The organism is Microbacterium festucae, assembly GCF_025421715.1.
In the GTDB taxonomy this organism is placed as follows: domain Bacteria; phylum Actinomycetota; class Actinomycetes; order Actinomycetales; family Microbacteriaceae; genus Microbacterium; species Microbacterium festucae.
This window is the reverse complement of the sequence record NZ_JAOEFC010000002.1, coordinates 608,014-624,008: the sequence shown is the minus strand read 5'-3', so window position 1 is coordinate 624,008 and position 15,995 is coordinate 608,014. Positions and strand designations below refer to the sequence as shown.

The 15,995-nt window shown below is 73.4% G+C and carries 13 protein-coding genes; 4 read left to right on the top strand and 9 right to left on the bottom strand.

The genetic code is table 11. The features are described from left to right. Positions 1 to 14: 14 nt before the first annotated feature. A complete protein-coding gene (locus tag N3K63_RS09120) occupies positions 15 to 1,259 on the bottom strand; it encodes a phosphotransferase (protein ID WP_261579832.1) in 1,245 nt (414 codons plus the stop codon). A gap of 64 nt (positions 1,260 to 1,323) precedes the next feature. On the opposite strand from N3K63_RS09120, the gene nudC reads away from it, so the two are divergent. Beyond that, positions 1,324 to 2,247, top strand: a complete 924-nt coding sequence (gene nudC, locus N3K63_RS09115) for an NAD(+) diphosphatase (protein WP_261579831.1) — start codon at positions 1,324 to 1,326, stop codon at positions 2,245 to 2,247. Beyond that, on the top strand, positions 2,244 to 3,956 hold the full coding sequence (locus tag N3K63_RS09110; protein WP_261579830.1) for an ATP-dependent helicase: 1,713 nt from the start codon (positions 2,244 to 2,246) through the stop codon (positions 3,954 to 3,956). The genes nudC and N3K63_RS09110 overlap by 4 nt, the downstream gene beginning before the upstream one ends. 763 nt (positions 3,957 to 4,719) lie before the next feature. Here N3K63_RS09110 and N3K63_RS09105 read toward each other — a convergent pair. Then, the gene (locus N3K63_RS09105; protein ID WP_261579829.1) at positions 4,720 to 6,162 is read right to left on the bottom strand and encodes a zinc-dependent metalloprotease; all 1,443 of its coding nucleotides are present in this window, start codon (positions 6,160 to 6,162) and stop codon (positions 4,720 to 4,722) included. 134 nt (positions 6,163 to 6,296) lie between these two features. Between N3K63_RS09105 and N3K63_RS09100 the strand changes: the two genes are divergently transcribed. Together N3K63_RS09100 and N3K63_RS09095 are read left to right on the top strand one after the other, a co-directional pair. After that, positions 6,297 to 7,418 carry a YlbL family protein gene (locus N3K63_RS09100; protein WP_261579828.1) on the top strand — a complete coding sequence of 374 codons (1,122 nt, stop codon included), beginning with the start codon at positions 6,297 to 6,299 and terminating at the stop codon, positions 7,416 to 7,418. A 62-nt stretch (positions 7,419 to 7,480) separates the two neighbouring features. Continuing rightward, positions 7,481 to 10,399, top strand: a complete 2,919-nt coding sequence (locus tag N3K63_RS09095; protein ID WP_261579827.1) for a UPF0182 family membrane protein — start codon at positions 7,481 to 7,483, stop codon at positions 10,397 to 10,399. Between the two features lie 75 nt (positions 10,400 to 10,474). Here the strand turns inward: N3K63_RS09095 and N3K63_RS09090 are convergent, their stop codons facing one another. From N3K63_RS09090 to idi, 7 genes are read right to left on the bottom strand one after another with little or no spacing between them, the layout of a single operon-like run. Further along, on the bottom strand, positions 10,475 to 11,338 hold the full coding sequence (locus tag N3K63_RS09090; protein ID WP_261579826.1) for a prenyltransferase: 864 nt from the start codon (positions 11,336 to 11,338) through the stop codon (positions 10,475 to 10,477). Further along, positions 11,335 to 11,673, bottom strand: coding sequence for a lycopene cyclase domain-containing protein (locus N3K63_RS09085; RefSeq protein WP_261579825.1), 339 nt, complete (start codon positions 11,671 to 11,673; stop codon positions 11,335 to 11,337). The genes N3K63_RS09090 and N3K63_RS09085 overlap by 4 nt, the downstream gene beginning before the upstream one ends. Further along, entirely contained in the window at positions 11,670 to 12,017 is a 348-nt protein-coding gene (locus N3K63_RS09080; RefSeq protein ID WP_261579824.1) for a lycopene cyclase domain-containing protein, read from the bottom strand. Before N3K63_RS09080 ends, N3K63_RS09085 begins: the two co-directional genes overlap by 4 nt. A 1-nt stretch (position 12,018) precedes the next feature. Beyond that, positions 12,019 to 13,560 carry a phytoene desaturase family protein gene (gene crtI / locus N3K63_RS09075; RefSeq protein ID WP_261579823.1) on the bottom strand — a complete coding sequence of 514 codons (1,542 nt, stop codon included), beginning with the start codon at positions 13,558 to 13,560 and terminating at the stop codon, positions 12,019 to 12,021. Then, positions 13,557 to 14,411 (bottom strand): phytoene/squalene synthase family protein, encoded by an 855-nt coding sequence (locus N3K63_RS09070; protein ID WP_261579822.1) that lies wholly within the window; start codon positions 14,409 to 14,411, stop codon positions 13,557 to 13,559. Before N3K63_RS09070 ends, crtI begins: the two co-directional genes overlap by 4 nt. Beyond that, the gene (locus tag N3K63_RS09065) at positions 14,408 to 15,463 is read right to left on the bottom strand and encodes a polyprenyl synthetase family protein (RefSeq protein ID WP_261579821.1); all 1,056 of its coding nucleotides are present in this window, start codon (positions 15,461 to 15,463) and stop codon (positions 14,408 to 14,410) included. Before N3K63_RS09065 ends, N3K63_RS09070 begins: the two co-directional genes overlap by 4 nt. Next, a complete protein-coding gene (idi, locus tag N3K63_RS09060; protein ID WP_261579820.1) occupies positions 15,460 to 15,990 on the bottom strand; it encodes an isopentenyl-diphosphate Delta-isomerase in 531 nt (176 codons plus the stop codon). The genes N3K63_RS09065 and idi overlap by 4 nt, the downstream gene beginning before the upstream one ends. Between the last annotated feature and the right edge of the window lie 5 nt (positions 15,991 to 15,995).

Here is a 15,995-nt window from a genome sequence, read left to right as displayed (position 1 = left end):
GGCGCGCGGTCGCGTCAGTCGGTGCCGGTCCAGCGGCGCAGCGCGTTGCGGGCCGCCGAGTCGATGTCGGGGTCGGCGTCGTCGTCGGTGGAGCGCTGCGAGTCGGCGCCCTCCTTCTCGGACCACAGCGAGAACTCGATCGGCTCGGTCTCCTGGCCGCCCGCGGCCGGATCGCTCGCGCGGATCGCGTCGATCTCGTCGGTCGTGTACAGGCCCAGGCGCTCCGGGTCGTAGGTGTCGGTCTGCATCGAGGTGTCGATGACGTCGGTGCCGGTGCTCACCCGGCCGAGCACGGCCATGGCATCCGACACGCTCACGCTCTCGCGGCCCAGCGGCGGCTCGTCGCGCACGCTCTCGGCGAGCGATTCCAGCAGCGCGACCGCGTCGTCGACGACGCCGGCCGCACCGGCGGCGTGGCCGTGCACGAGCCAGGCCGCGAACTCCAGCTCGGCGTGCAGGCGCGCGCGCTCGGCGAGCATCGTGTCGGTGGCGCGGTGGGTGCGGGCGCTGTAGGCGGCCAGCACGTCGTCGCGGGCCGCGGGCGCCGAGGCGAGCCAGCGCAGATCCTGCGCGGGGTCGCCGACGCCCAGACCCGCCCACGAGAGCAGACCCGACACGCGGGGGATGCCGTGGACGTCGTCGGTGAGCAGGAACGAGGCGGGGTCGGCGCCGCCGAGGGTCACGGTCGTCTCGAAACGCCACAGCGACTCGGTGCCGATCGCGGTGCTCCAGCGGCGCAGCAGGCCGAACGGCAGACGCTCGGTGGCCTCGGCGCGGTCGAGCAGGCGCTCGGCCTCGTCGCGCACCTGCGCGGCGGTGCGCACCGGAAGGCCGGCGTCGCGCACGACCGAGGCGGGAAGGGCGTGCACGGCGGCGAGGGCGTCGGCCAGCGCCGTGGCCACGCCGGGGCCGGCGGGCACATGGCCGGCGTCGACCCGGTAGCCGGGAAGGAAGCTCTGCACGAGCGCGGGGGAGCGGTCGAGGCTGGTGCGGCCGAGCACCTCGGGCGCCGCGAAGGGCAGCACCGCGCGCACGCCCGCCGAGAGCGCCGTCAAAGCGCGGGCGTCGCCGTCGAGGTCGGCCGCCGCCTCGGCATCGGATGCCACGCGCACCACGACCTGGCTGCCGTCGCCGAGCGTGGCGATGGCACTGTCGTAGCGGCCGGCGGCGTGCTCGGTCAGCTCGGCCACCCGCACGACCTGGGTGCGGGGAAGGGCCGACGTCACCGTCGCGGCTAGAGTGAGGGGTGAGCGTGCCATGCCCCCAGGGTAGGTCGGGCACGCGTCGGCGCCGCCGCGCCACGCCCGGCAAGGAAGGTCCTCGATGTCGCCGCAGGACACCCCGCAGCCGCCCGCCTTGGCGCGGGCCGTGCTCGATCGTGCCGCAGAACTGCGTCACGAACCCGGTCTGCTGGAGCGTCTGCGCTCCGAGCCCGGCACCCGTGTGCTCGCCGTGCACGGCGACCGTGCGCCGCTGCGCGCCGGCCGCCTGCACCTGGTCGCCGCCGACGAGATCGTCGGCGCGGTGCACTGGGCGCTGCTGGCGCGCGCCGACGACGGCCACGCCGTGCTGCTGGCGGCCACCGGCGCCCGCGACGAGCCGCCCGTCGAGCTGACGGACGAGGCCGCGCAGTGGTCGTCGCTGCGCGCGGTCGGCGGCGACCTGGATGCCGAGGAGGCGGGGCTGCTCGTCGAGGCGGTCGCCCTGGCCCGGTGGCTGGTCGACGCCCCCTTCTGCCCGGCATGCGGCGGCCGGCTCGTGCCGCGCGCTGCCGGCTGGTCGCGGTCGTGCCCCGACTGCGGGCGCGAGCACTTCCCGCGCACCGATCCGGCCGTCATCGTGGTGGTCACCGACCCGGCGGGCGGCCGCCTGCTGCTGGGGCGCAACGCCCTGTGGGGCGAGCGGGTGCTCTATTCGGCGTTCGCCGGCTTCGTCGAGGCGGGGGAGTCGCTGGAGTCGGCGCTCGTGCGCGAGGTGGCTGAGGAAGCCGGCGTCGCGGTGTCGCGGCTGGACTATCGGGGCTCGCAGTCCTGGCCCTACCCCCGTTCGCTCATGCTCGGCTTCACCGCCGTGGCCGCCGAGCCCGGGCAGGCCCGCGCCGACGGCGAGGAGATCATCGACGTGCGCTGGTTCACCCGCGACGAGCTGCGCGCGGCCCTGGACGGTGCCGGCGACGTCGAGCTGCCCGGCGGCGCCTCGATCGCGCATGCCCTCATCCGCGACTGGGTGTCGGGGCAGGTGCGGTGAGCGAGGGGGCACTGGCGGGGCTCGACGAACGGCAGCGGGAAGCGGCCGCGATCCTGCGCGGACCGGTGTGCGTGCTGGCCGGTGCCGGCACCGGCAAGACGCGGGTGATCACCCACCGCATCGCGCACGGCGTCGACACCGGCGCCTACTCGCCCGGCCGCATCATGGCGGTGACCTTCACCACGAAGGCCGCCGGCGAGATGCGCGGGCGCCTGCGGGCGCTCGGCGTCGAGGGCGTCTCGGCCCGCACGTTCCACTCCGCCGCCCTCGCCCAGCTCAACCACTTCTGGCCGCAGGTGGCGGGCGACTCGGCCCCGTCGATCGCCGACAGCAAGGTGCGCGTGCTCGCCCACGCCGCCGACGACCTGCACCTGCGGCTCGACCGGGCGACGCTGCGCGATGTGGCCGCGCAGATCGAATGGCGCAAGGTCACGATGCGCTCCCTCGACGACTATGCACGGGCCCGCCCCCAGGGCGTGGCGGGGCTGCCGCTGGCCGCGGTGATCGATCTGATGCGCGCCTACGAGCGCATCAAGGACGAGCGGCGCCAGCTCGACTTCGAAGACGTGCTGCTGGCGTGCGCGGGGATGCTCGAGGCCGAGCCCCGCGTCACCGCGCAGGTGCGCGAGCAGTACCGCCACTTCACCGTCGACGAGTTCCAGGACGTCTCGCCGCTGCAGCACCACCTGCTGCAGCTGTGGCTCGGCGACCGGCACGACCTGTGCGTGGTCGGCGACGCCAGTCAGACGATCTTCTCGTTCACCGGAGCCGACCCGCGCTTCCTGCTCGATTTCGAGACCCGGCATCCGGATGCCCGTGTCGTGCGGCTCGAACACAACTACCGGTCGACGCCGTCGATCCTCGCCGCCGCCAACGAGCTCATGCGCGGCCGGCCCGGCGCGCTGCGCCTGGTCTCCGACGCCGCCGCGGGCGACGTGCCCGAGGTGACCGCCTACCCCGACGACGCGGCCGAGGCCGACGGCATCGCCGCGCGCATCGCCGCGCAGGTCGCCGCCGGCGTCGACCCCGGCACGATCGCCGTGCTCTACCGCGCGAACGCGCAGTCGGCGTCGCTGCTGGGGGCCCTGGCCTCGCAGGGGCTCGCCGCCACGGTGCTGGGCGGCACCCGGTTCTTCGAGATCCCCGAGGTGCGCCAGGCGCTGCTGGCCCTGCGGGGTGCGTCGGTCGCGCCGCTGCAGGGCGGGTTCGTGGATGCCGTCCGTGACGTGCTGCGCTCGCTCGGGCTCACCGACGAGCCGCCGCCGGCGGGCGGCGCGCTGCGCGACGCGTGGGAGGCCCGCTCGGCACTGCTGCGCCTGGCCGAGCAGGCCCCCGCCGACATGTCGCTGCGCCGTTTCACCGACGAGCTGGCCGCGCGCGCCCGCAACCAGCACGAGCCCGCGATGCGCACGGTGACCCTCGCGACCCTGCACGCGGCCAAGGGCCTGGAGTGGGACCACGTGCACCTGGCGGGCATGGCCGAAGGGCTGCTGCCGATCTCGTACGCGACCACCCTCGAGCAGATCGACGAGGAGCGGCGCCTGGCCTACGTCGGCATCACGCGCGCCGGGCGATCGCTGTCGCTGTCGTTCGCACGGACGAGCGGGCGTCGCGAGCGTCAGGCGTCGCGGTTCCTGCAGGAGATCGGCACAGGCACCCTGCGTGCGGCCGGTGCCCGCGCCAGCTCCGCCGCACGCTCCCGACGCTGACGGTCACCGACGCGCCGGTGGTGCCGGTGGCGAGCATCCGCCCCGCCAGCAGCGCGGCCTCGGCCAGCACGGCGCGGTCGGTGGGCACCGGCGGGCGCCCGAGCAGCTGCGAGGCCACGAGCGGCCAGGTGGGATCGGCATCGCGGCGATGCGCGTGGTCGCACGCCAGGCAAGCGGTGCGCCCGGGGTGCACGAGCGGACCGACGGTGGCGGCGTCGCCCGCCAGCAGCAGCGGCAGGTGCGGGATGTCGGCGGCCAGCAGCCTCGCCGCCTGGTGCGGCGGCACGAGGCGGTGGGCGACGAGCACCACGGGTGCGCCCGGGGCCGCCGCCGGCGCCGGAGTGAGCCCGGCGGCCGCCAGGCCCGCCGCGACGGCATCCGCTTCGTGCGCGGGCAGGTCGCCGGGCAGGTCGACGGCGACGGCGGTGGGGGCGGGGGTCACCTGCAGCGCGGGGCGGATGACCTCGAGGAACGCCGCGGCCTCGGCCGGCGGCGCCCCGTACTCGAGGGCCAGCGGCACGAGCAGGCCGTCGGCGATGCCCCCGGCCAGGGCGTCGAGCATCCGCTCCTGCCAGGGGGCGACCTCGTCGATGCGCGCCACGTCGTCGGCGCCGAACTGCAGCGACGAGGGCGTGCGCCACAACGGCGGATGCGAGGGGGCCAGGCGCAGCATGCTGCGATCATGGCCCGCCGGCGCGCCCCCGGGCGCAGACTGTCCACAGCCGACCGGGACTCCCGGCGGCGCCGCGACCGGTCGAGTCGATCAGACCGGGCGCGGGTCGTCGGGTGCGTCGTCGTCGCCGTCCGTGGCCTGCGCCTCGCCGGCCTGCGCCTCGCCGGGCTGTGCCTCGTCGCCGTCGCCCCGCGGGGTCTCGCCGGCCTCTTGCGCGAGCAGGGCGTCGAGGGCGTCGTCGAACTCGTCGCGCACCGGGGCGTCGCCGCGCGCGGCGGCCTGCAGCCGCGCGATGAGGGCGGCGGGGTCGTCGATGTCGTCGGCGCCGGGCATGAGGTCGGGGTAGTCCCACAGGCTGTCGCGGGCCGCCGTGCCGACGGCGTCGGTGACCGCGCGCCACATGGCCGCCGCCTCCCGCAGGCGCCGGGGCCGCAGCTCGAGCCCGACCAGGGCCCCCATCGCCCGCTCGGCGGGGCCGCCCACGGCGCGGCGTCGGCGCACCGCCTCGGCCACCCGCTCGGCGGCGGGGAGGCGGCTGGTGGCGTCGGTGGTGACCACGTCGACCCAGCCCTCGATGGTGGCGAGCAGGTTCTCCAGGCGCGTGAGCGCCGCCGTCTGCGCCTCGGTGCGCGGCGGCAGCAGGGCGCCGCTCTCGAGGGCGGCGCGCAGCTCGTCGGGCGAGGACGGGTCGAAGCGGGAGGCGAGGTCTTCGAGCGCGTCCATGTCGACGTGCAGACCGCGGGCGAACTCGGTCACCTGCGAGATGACGTGCAGGCGCAGCCACTTCGCGTGGCGGAACAGGCGCACGTGCGCCAGCTCGCGGGTGGCGAGGTAGAGCGCCAACTGGTCGTCGGCGATCTCGAGGTCGCGGCCGAAGTCGGCGAAGTTCTGGGGCAGGATGGCCGCTTCGCCGTCGGGCATGACGGGGATGCCGACATCGCCGCCGGAGACGACCTCCAGCGACAGCCGGCCCACGACCGAGCCGAGCTGCGCGGCGAACATCTGCCCGCCGACGGTGCGCATGAGCCGGCCCGCGCCGGCGGTCGCGCCCTTCATCTCCTCGGGCAGCTGCGCGCCGATGGCCTCGGTCATCGCGTCGGCGATGGAGGCGGCGACCGGCTCGGCGAGCTCCTCCCAGACCGGCAGGGTCGCCTCGACCCACTGCCCGCGGGTGATCGCGCGCGGCGGCGTGGAGATGTCGGAGATGGCGGTGGCCTCGCCCAGCCACAGTCCCGCCAGGGCGAACGCCTGGTCGAAGTCCTGCTTGTCGCCGGTGGTGATGCCGTGGCCGTCCTTGTTGGCCAGGTGCAGCGCGTGGGTCTTGGCGGAGCTGAGGTCGATCTCGCCGTCGCCGTCGCCGGCGGCCGCGAACGCGCCCTGCAGCTGGCGCATGAGCTGCTGGGCCATGGCCGGGTCGATGCCCATGCCGCGCAGCTGCTCGAGCTGGGCCGGGTCGATGCCGCCCTGGCCACCGAGCAGGTTGCGCAGCATCTCCTGGAACTCGTCTTCGGGGGAGCGGTCGTCGTCGGTCATGTCAGGCGCCTTTCAGCAGGAAGATGACGGCGCGTTCTACGCTAGTCGCACGTTCTCTCGCAACGGCCGGAAACGGCGTCCGCGAGGATGTCCCGTGTACGCCGGTCGCGAACGTCCGGCCAGAGAGGTCTCCAGTGGCACTGTTCGACGAGAACGTCGAGGTTCGTCCCGCCCCGCGCCGCCGCCTGTCGCGCGGCACCGTCGCCGGCATCTGGGCGCTGTCGATCGCGCTGATCGCGATGCTGCTGCTGACGATCCTCCCCACCTCCTTCGTGATCCAGCAGCCGGGACCGGTGTTCAACACGCTCGGCACCGCGAAGAACTCCGACGGCGACGAGGTGCCGCTGATCTCGGTGTCGGGGGCCGAGACCTTCCCGACCGCGGGCGCGCTGGACCTGCTGACCGTGCAGGTCGTCGGCAGTCGCGAGCGCACCCCGTCGTGGATCGAGCTGGCGGGAGCGTGGTTCGACCCGTCGCGCGCGGTGCTGCCGCTGGAGGACGTCTTCCCGCAGGGGCTGACCACCGAGCAGCGCAGCCAGCAGAGCGCCGCCCAGATGGTCGACTCGCAGAAGGAGGCGACCGCCGCCGCGCTGACCGAGCTCGGCTACGACGTGCAGCCCGTCGTGCGGGTCTACTCGCTCACCGACGACTCCGCCGCCCAGGGCCTGCTCGAGCCCGACGACATCATCCGCGCCGCCCACGGCGAGGAGATCACCGACACCGATCAGCTGCGCACCATCGTCAACGCCGCCGACGGCGCGCCGGTGGAGCTGACCGTGGAGCGGGGGGAGGAGACCCTCACCGAGACGGTCACGCCCCGCGAGACCGAGATCGACGGCGCCACCACGTGGCTGGTGGGCATCACGACGCTCCACGACTACACGTTCCCGATCGATGTGACCCTCCAGCTCAACAACGTCGGCGGCCCGAGCGCGGGCATGATGTTCGCGCTCGGCATCATCGACACCCTCACCGAGGGCGAGCTCAACGCCGGCAAGGACATCGCCGGCACCGGCACGATCGACGCCGCCGGCGAGGTGGGCCCGATCGGCGGCATCCGCCAGAAGCTCTACGGCGCGAAGGATGCCGGGGCGGAGTACTTCCTGGCCCCCGAGGCCAACTGCGACGAGGTCGTCGGACACATCCCCGACGGTCTGCAGGTCTTCTCGGTGGCCACCCTCGACGATGCACTCGACGTGCTCAGCGCCCTGCGCGACGACGGCGACCTGGCGGCCCTCCCCACCTGTGGGAGCTGACCGAGTCCGTGAATATGCCCGGGCGGGGATCTTGCGCAGGTGGCCCCGCCTAGGATGGACGGGTGACCTCGACCTCTGCACCGAACCCGGCCACACCCAGTCCGCTCCGCCGCGCCGTCGGCATCACCTTCGCGGTGATCGCTGCGCTGGTCGTGGGCTTCTTCATCTTCGCGACGCTGTTCGCCGACTGGCTCTGGTACGACCAGCTGGGCTTCGACAAGGTCCTCGTCACCCAGTGGGTGGCGCGGGTGGCGATGTTCGCCGTCGGCTTCCTCGCCATGGCGGTCCCCGTGTTCGCCGCCATCCAGCTGGCCTATCGCCTGCGCCCCGTCTACGCGCGGCTGAGCTCCCAGCTCGACCACTACCAGGAGGTCGTCGAGCCGCTGCGCCGCCTGGCGATGTGGGGCATCCCCGTCTTCTTCGGCTTCTTCGCCGGGTTCGCCTCGTCGGCCCAGTGGGAGACCGCGTGGCTGTGGGCCAACCGCGTCATGACCGGCACGCTCGACCCGCAGTTCGGTCTCGACACCGGCTTCTACCTGTTCGAGCTGCCGTTCTACACCGCGGTGCTCGGGTTCGCCTCGGCCGTGCTGCTGGTGTGCCTGGGCGTGACCGTGCTGGTCGCCTACCTCTACGGCGCCGTGCGCGTCGGTCAGCGGGAGCTGCGCATCTCGAAGTCGGCCCGCATCCAGCTGGCCATCATCGCCGGCCTCTACCTGCTCGTGCAGGCGGTGAGCCTGTGGCTCGACCGCTACCGCACCCTGGTCGAGAAGGGCGAGCGCATCACCGGCGCCGGCTACACCGACGTCAACGCGATCATCCCGGGCCTCACGATCCTCTCGATCGCGGCGATCATCGTCGCCCTGCTGTTCTTCGTCACCGCCGTCATCGGCCGCTGGCGCTTCCCGCTGATCGCGACCGGTCTGCTCATCGTCTCGGCGCTGCTGCTGGGCGTGGCCTACCCGTGGTTCGTGAACCAGTTCCAGGTGGTGCCCAACCAGGAGAACTACGAGAGCGAGTTCTACCAGCGCAACATCGACGCGACCAAGGCGGCGTACGGCATCGACGGCCTCGAGAAGGAGGACTTCCAGGCCGTCACCGACGCCGAGCCCGGTCAGCTGCGCGCCGACGCCGACACCACCGCGTCGATCCGCATCATGGACCCGGCGATCATCCCGCCCACGGTGCGCCAGCTCGAGCAGTACCGCTCGTACTACCAGTTCCCCGCGACCCTCGACGTCGACCGCTACGAGATCGACGGCACCTCGCAGGACACGGTCGTGGCGGTGCGCGAGCTCAACCTCGACCAGCTGGGCGCCGCGGCGTCGTGGTACAACACGACCCTCGTCTACACGCACGGCTACGGCATGGTCGCCGCCAAGGGCAACGACCGCACGAGCGACGGCAACCCGGTCTTCCTCGAGCGCGGCATCCCCACCGCCGGTGACCTCACCACGCAAGAGGAGTACGAGCCGCGCATCTACTTCGGCGAGTCCTCGCCGCCGTACTCGATCGTGGGCGCGGGCGATGCCAGTGAAGACATCGAGCTGGACTACCCGCGCGGTGAAGACGGCGCGGCGCAGACCAAGACCACCTTCTCCGGTGAGGGCGGCCCGAACGTCGGCAACATCTTCAGCCGTCTCATCTACGCCCTGAAGTTCCAGTCCACCGACATCCTGTTCTCGGATGCCGTGAACGACGACTCTCAGATCCTCTACGACCGCGACCCCGCCGCGCGCGTGCAGAAGGTCGCGCCGTACCTCGAGCTCGACAACGACCCGTACCCCTCGGTGGTCGACGGGCGCATCGTGTGGATCATCGACGGGTACACGCTCAGCGCCAACTACCCGTACTCGTCGATCGTGAGCCTCCGCGACGCCATCAGCGACACGACCAACGCGCAGCCGCGGGTGGCGCTGGATGACATCAACTACATCCGCAACTCGGTCAAGGCCACCGTCGACGCCTACGACGGCAAGGTCACGCTGTACGCGTGGGACGAGACCGACCCGCTGCTGCAGGCATGGCAGAAGGTCTACCCCGCCACGGTCAAGCCGGTCTCCGACATGTCGGCGCAGCTGATGAGCCACGTGCGCTACCCGACCGACCTGTTCAAGGTGCAGCGCGCCATGCTCGGCACCTACCACGTCGACGACGCGGCTTCGTTCTACGCCCGCGACAACGCGTGGAAGACCCCGAACGACCCGATCGAGCGCGACCTGCTGCAGCCGCCGTACTACCTGACCCTGCAGATGCCGGGCCAGGAGGCGCCGACCTACTCGATGTTCACCTCGTTCATCCCGGCATCCGAGGGCGACGGAGCGCGCAACGTGCTGATGGGCTACCTCGCCGTCGACTCCAACGCCGGCTCCGAGGCGGGCGTGAAGGGCGAGGGATACGGCAAGCTGCGGATGCTGGAGATCAGCGCCGACGTGAGCGTTCCCGGCCCCGGCCAGGTGCAGAACACGTTCAACTCGAACGAGCAGATCTCGGCGCAGATCAACCTGCTCAAGCAGGGCCAGTCCGAGGTGCTCAACGGCAACCTGCTCACCCTGCCGGTCGGCGGCGGTCTGCTCTACGTTCAGCCGGTGTTCGTGCAGGCCTCCAGCGGCACGCAGTTGCCCACCCTGCGCAAGATCCTGGTCGCCTTCGGTGACGAGGTCGCCTTCGAGGACACCCTGCAGGAAGCGCTCGACTCCCTCTTCGGCGGTGAGTCCGGCGCCAGCACGGGCGACAACAACGTGACCCCGACGCCGGCACCCGGCGAGACCGAGACCCCCGACCCGGGAACGGGCGAGGGGGACGGCACGGGCGGCAGCACCGGTGACGGCACGAACGTGGCCTTCCAGGCGGCGCTGCAGGAGGCCCAGCAGGCCATGGCCGCCCGCGACGCGGCACTGAAGGCCGGTGACCTCACCGCCTTCGCCGCGGCCGATGAGGCCCTCACCGCCGCCGTCGAGAAGCTGATCTCGCTCGGAGGCTGACCCTTCCCACCGAACGCCGGTGGTGGCTCCCGCGATGCGGAGCCACCACCGGCGTTCGTCTGCGGGGCCGGCGTGTCAGCCGAGCAGCCACCACCAGATGAGCAGCAGGGTCACGAGGAATCCGCCCAGCTGGTTCAGCCAGAGGAAGCGGCGCCAGCCGGCGGTGGCGGCCGTGCAGTCGGCATCCGCGAGGTTGCGGTAGGGCCAGACGGCCACGAGGTAGGGCACCGCGACCAGCGCCGCCAGCGGGCCCGGCCACGGCGTGAACAGCATCGCCGCGCCCGAGGCGGCGTAGCAGACCAGCGCGAAGCGCACGGTCCAGCGCGCGCCGCGCACCGTGGCGATGGAGGCGATCCCCGCCTCGCGGTCGGCGACGACGTCCTGCACGGCGCCGAAGGCGTGGGAGGCGACGCCCCACAGGGCGAAGGCCACCACGATGACCCCCAGCTGCCAGGTCCAGGTGGTGCCGGCCAGCACGAAGCCGTACACGGCGGGGGAGAAGAAGTGGATGGAGCTGGTGATCGAGTCGGCGAACGGCACCTCTTTGAGGCGCAGCGGCGGGGCCGAGTAGAACACGACGAAGAAGAGGCTCGCCGCCAGCACCAGCCACGACCACGGCGAGCCCACGATCACGAGGAACACGACGAACGGCAGGCACGACAGGCCCGCGGCCCACAGTGTCACCCGGTGGAAGCGGCGGTCGAGCACTGCGCCGTGCGCCCCGCCCTTGCGCGGGTTGCGCAGATCCGACTCGTAGTCGAACACGTCGTTGATGCCGTACATCGCGAGGTTGTAGGGCACGAGGAAGAAGAGGGTTCCCACCACGAACGTCACGTCGATCTGGCGGGTGGTGAGCAGGTACGCGGCGGCGAACGGGTAGGCCGTGTTGATCCAGCTCACCGGACGGGAGGCGAGCAGCAGCTGGCGGAGGGTGTTCATGCGGCCTTCTTCGGGGCGGGCGTGCGCGCGGCGCGGGGCCGGTCGCGGCGGAGCAGGGCGTGGACGGCGGGCACCAGGAACGCGGCGCACAGCGGGTAGGAGAAGTCCTCGAGGGGCGCCAGCCCGATCCGCAGGCCGCTGAGGTGCTCTTTCGGATAGGTGAACAGGTCGAGCGCGATCATGACGTTGTCGAACACGGCGGTGAGCACGACCAGTGCCGCCGCGGTCACCAGGGAGGCGCGCAGGCGCGCCGGCCATCCTGGCACGCGGGCCGAGAGGGCCGTGACGACGATGGTCACCACGAGGAAGGGCACGATCAGCAGCGCGTAGGTCATGCGGCATCCGCCTCGGCGTCCGGCTCGCCCCGGCGGCGCCGCCCGGCACGCAGCGCCGCGGCGTGCACGACGAGGGCGAGGTAGCACAGGAAGGCCAGGAAGACCGGCTCTTCCAGGGGCAGGTGCGGGGCCAGGTCGACGCCGATCAGCAGGGGGCTGTCACCCTTGACGAACACGCCCGCCGCGATCCCGACGGCATCCCACGCGAGGAAGAACGCGGTGCCGATGGCCACCGCTGCCGCCGCGCGCCCGGGGGCCGGGGCGATCACGAGACGGAAGCGGGCGTCGAGCAGGCCCACGCCGAGAGCCGAGAAGAGGATGGCGGCGAGGTAGAGTCCCGGCACGTCAGGACCCCAGGTCCTCGCCGGCCCGGATGCGGTCGCGCACGAGTTCGGCCGAGATGAGGCACATCGGCAGGCCGATGCCGGGGAGCACCGTCTGACCGGCGTACGAGAGCCCGCGCACCTTGCGCGAGAACGTGCGCGGTCGGAACGGCCCGCTCTGGGCGAGGGTGTGCGCCAGACCCAGCGCGTTGCCGCGCCAGGCGTGGAAGTCGGCCTCGAAGTCGCCGGGGGCGATCGTGCGGCGCACCCGGATGCGCTCGGCGAGGTCGGGCGTGCCCGTCCACGCGGCGATCTGGGCGATCGCGCGGTCGGCGGCGGCCTCGACGGCGGGGTCGCCGGACCCGTCGACGCCGCCGCGTCCGATCGACGGGTCGGCGGGCACCGGGACGAGCACGAAGAGGTTCTCGGCGCCGGCGGGGGCCACCGAGGCGTCGGTCGCGCTGGGGCGGCACACATACAGCGAGGCCGGGTCGGGGATGCGCGGGCGGCGTCCGAAGATCGCGCCGAAGTTGGCCTTCCAGTCGCGCGCGAACAGCAGCGTGTGATGGGTGAGCGCGGGAAGCTCGCCATCGATGCCGAGGAGGATCAGCAGCGCCCCGGGGCTCGGCGTGCGCTTCCGCCACGACTTCTCGGGGCGGCTCTGCAGCGCCGGCGGAAGCAGCGCGGTCTCGGTGTGGTGCAGGTCGGCGGTGGAGACCACGCGGTCGGCGGCGACGGTCTCGCCGCCGGCCAGGCGCACGCCGGTGGCGCGGCCGCCCTCGGTGAGGATGGCGGTCACCTCGGCGCCCGTGCGGATGCGCACGCCCCGGGCGCGGGCGAGGCGCTCGACGGCGGCGATCACCTGGGTGAACCCGCCCTGCGGATACTGCACGCCGTCGTCGAGGTCGAGGTGGCTCATCAAGTGGTACAGCGCCGGGGTGCGAAACGGCGAGGCGCCGAGGAACACCGCGGGGTAGCCGAGCACCTGGCGCAGCAGCGGGTCGCGCACGGTGCGCGCCGCCCGTCGCGAGAGGGGCTCGGTGAGCAGCGCCAGCAGGCGCGGCAGGCGTCGCAGCAGCGCGGGGTCGCGCGCGGCGGCGAGGGTGGCGTAGTCGTCGTAGAGGAACTTCGACACCGCCAGGTCGTAGGCGTCGCCCGCGGAGTCGAGGTAGGCATCGATGCGGGCACCGGCTCCGGGCTCGCGCGACTCGAACAGCGCCGTCGCCGCCTCCCGCCCCGACACCACGTCGACCCGGTCGGCGGGGGAGCCGGGGTCGGGCTCGCCGTACACGCGGTAGGCGGGGTCGAGGGTCACCAGGTCGAGCTCTGCCGCCGCCGAGGTGCCCAGCAGCGCGAAGAAGCGGTCGAACACCTCGGGCATGAGGTACCAGCTGGGACCTGTGTCGAAGCGGAACCCGTCACGCTCCCAGCTGCCGGCGCGGCCGCCGGTGGTGGGAAGTCCCTCGAAGACCTCGACGTCGTGGCCGTCCTCGGCCAGCAGGGCGGCCGTGGCCAGGCCTGCGATGCCGCCGCCGATGACGGCGACCGTGCCGCGGCCGGTCACCGTGTCACCCGGCGCGGCGGCAGACCGAGGGCGGCGCGGGCGGCGATGAGGAGCTTGACCGGCGTCGGCACCCGCACGCGGCCGGCGGGGTCGCCGCCGGCCGCCACCGTGCGGCGCAGTCGCACGGACAGCTCGGCGAACAGGTCGTGCGCGGCGGTGACGGCGCGACGGCAGTCCGGCGGCAGGATGCGGATGGCACGGGCGGCCGCGTCGAGGTCGTCATCGATGCGGTCGAGCACCACGACGGCATCCGACGGCAGGTACTCGCGCCCCAGCCGCTCGCGGTCGTCGCCGCGGTCGCGCAGGAAGTTGACGTCCTGGAAGGCCGCACCCAGGCGGCGGGCGCCGTCGATCAGGGCGGGTGCGGGGGTGCGCACGCGGCCGGTGCCGGCACTGACGAACACCTGCAGGCACATGAGGCCGACGACCTCGGCCGACCCGTAGACGTAGGCGTCGTGCGAGGCGTCGTCGTGGCTGGTCGTGTCGAGGTCGGTGCGCATCGAGGCGAAGAACGGCGCGACGAGGTCGTCGCCGATGCCGCACGAGCGCGCCGTCGAGGCGAAGGCGTGGACGACGAGGTTCGTGCTGAAGCCGCGCTCCCGGGCCTCCCGCACCTGCGCTTCGAGGTCGTCGAGCACGGCGCGGCGGCCGTCGGCGGCGACACCTGCCGCCTCGGCGGCGCCGTCGACGATCTCGTCGGCGACCCGCACCAGCGCGTAGACGTTGCGCACGTGCGCCCGCACGCGCGGACCCAGCAGCCGGCAGGCGAGGGCGAACGAGGTGGAATAGGCCGAGATCACCCGGGCGGCGGCGTCGGAGGCGGCGCGGTCGTACAGTGTGTCGCCGGTCACGGGATGCGCTTCCGGATGGCGACGGCGATGGTGTCCAGGAGCTCCCGTGCGCCAGGCGGCAGCGCGGCGGCCTGGTGGTGAGCCTCGTCGAGTGTGTCGGTGATGAGATCGACCATACGCGTGCGGGCGCCGCTGGCGGTGAGCTCGCGCTGGGCACGCCGCACCGCGATCGGTCCGGTGTGGGCGACGGCGAGGGCCGACGAGACCTCGGGCCAGGCCTGGGTGGCGCGGGCGAAGGCGATGAGCGGGGTGCGCTTGCCCTCGCGCAGATCGGCGCCGGGGGAGCGGCCGGCCTGCGCGCGCGTGCCGAAGGTGCCGATGAGGTCGTCGACGAGCTGGAAGGCCAGGCCGAGCTGGGCGCTGGCGGCCGCGAGGGCCGCCTGGTCGGCGGCGGAGGCTCCGGCCAGGGCCGCGCCGGCCTGCAGCGGGGCGCGGAAGGAGTAGACGGCGGTCTTGTCGTGCGCGGCGCCCAGCAGGATCGTCTCGTCGGGCACGTCGGAACCGGCCGCGTTCTCGACGTCGGCGAGTTCGCCGACCGCCGAGACGAGCACGGCTTCGTCGAGGATGTCGAGGACCGTGGCGCGTTCGCGTGTGCCGAGGTCGGCGGTGGCGATGAGGCGGGAGACCTCGTGCAGCAGCAGGTCGCCGGCGAGGATGGCGGCGGCGTCGCCGACGATGGCGGAGGACGCGCGGTCGGCGCCGGAGCGCTCGGCGCGGGTGCGGAACTCGCCCCCGACGTTGGGCACGCCGCGGCGGGCGGTGTCGCGGTCGATGACGTCGTCGTGCACGACGAAGGCGGTGTGCAGCAGCTCGAAGGCCGCGGCGACCTGCCACAGCGCGGGCACCGCGGCGCGGTCGCCGCCGAGCGCGTCGAACGACATCACCACGAGCGCCGGTCGCAGGCGTTTGCCGCCGGCGGCCGCACGCTCGATGGCCGCCACCAGCGCCTGCGCCGACTCGCCGCGGGTCTGCGTGCGCGCGGCCAGCCGGGCCAGCGACGAGGAGATCGCCGCGTCGATGTGCGCGCGGGTGTCGTCGTCGACGCGGATCATGCCGGCGCCTCCGCCCACAGCTGCGCGGCCTGCATCACGAGCCACGGGCTGAACGCCCACGGGGTGGCGCGGGCGGCCACGGCGAGGTCGGCCGCGTCGACCCACCGGTACTCGGCCACCTCGTCGGCGCGGGGGAGCGGCTGGGCGGTGGCCACGGCGGTGTACACCGGGCAGATCTCGTTCTCGACGATGCCGCCGGCGTCGACGGCGCGGTAGCGGAAGTCGGGCAGGGCCAGGTGCACGTCGGTGAGCTCGAGTCCGAGTTCGTGCCGGGCGCGCCGCAGCACGGCCTCCGCCAGGGGTTCGCCGGGCAGTGGGTGACCGCAGAACGAGTTGGTCCACACCCCCGGCCAGGTGCGCTTGTCGAGGGCGCGGCGGGTGACCAGCAGGCGCCCCTCGGTGTCGACGACGTGGCACGAGAAGGCCAGGTGCAGAGGCGTGCGGTCGGTGTGGACCTCCGCCTTCAGCGCCGTGCCGATCGGCGTCCCGTCCTCGGCGACGAGCACGACGCGCTCTTCGTCGGGCATTGTTG

Coding starts and splice junctions, on each gene's coding strand:
- N3K63_RS09120 (WP_261579832.1), bottom strand. CDS start 1,259: ATGGCACGCTCACCCCTCACTCTAGCCGCGACGGTGACGTCGGCCCTT.
- nudC (WP_261579831.1), top strand. CDS start 1,324: ATGTCGCCGCAGGACACCCCGCAGCCGCCCGCCTTGGCGCGGGCCGTG.
- N3K63_RS09105 (WP_261579829.1), bottom strand. CDS start 6,162: ATGACCGACGACGACCGCTCCCCCGAAGACGAGTTCCAGGAGATGCTG.
- N3K63_RS09090 (WP_261579826.1), bottom strand. CDS start 11,338: ATGAACACCCTCCGCCAGCTGCTGCTCGCCTCCCGTCCGGTGAGCTGG.
- N3K63_RS09085 (WP_261579825.1), bottom strand. CDS start 11,673: ATGACCTACGCGCTGCTGATCGTGCCCTTCCTCGTGGTGACCATCGTC.
- N3K63_RS09065 (WP_261579821.1), bottom strand. CDS start 15,463: ATGATCCGCGTCGACGACGACACCCGCGCGCACATCGACGCGGCGATC.
- idi (WP_261579820.1), bottom strand. CDS start 15,990: ATGCCCGACGAAGAGCGCGTCGTGCTCGTCGCCGAGGACGGGACGCCG.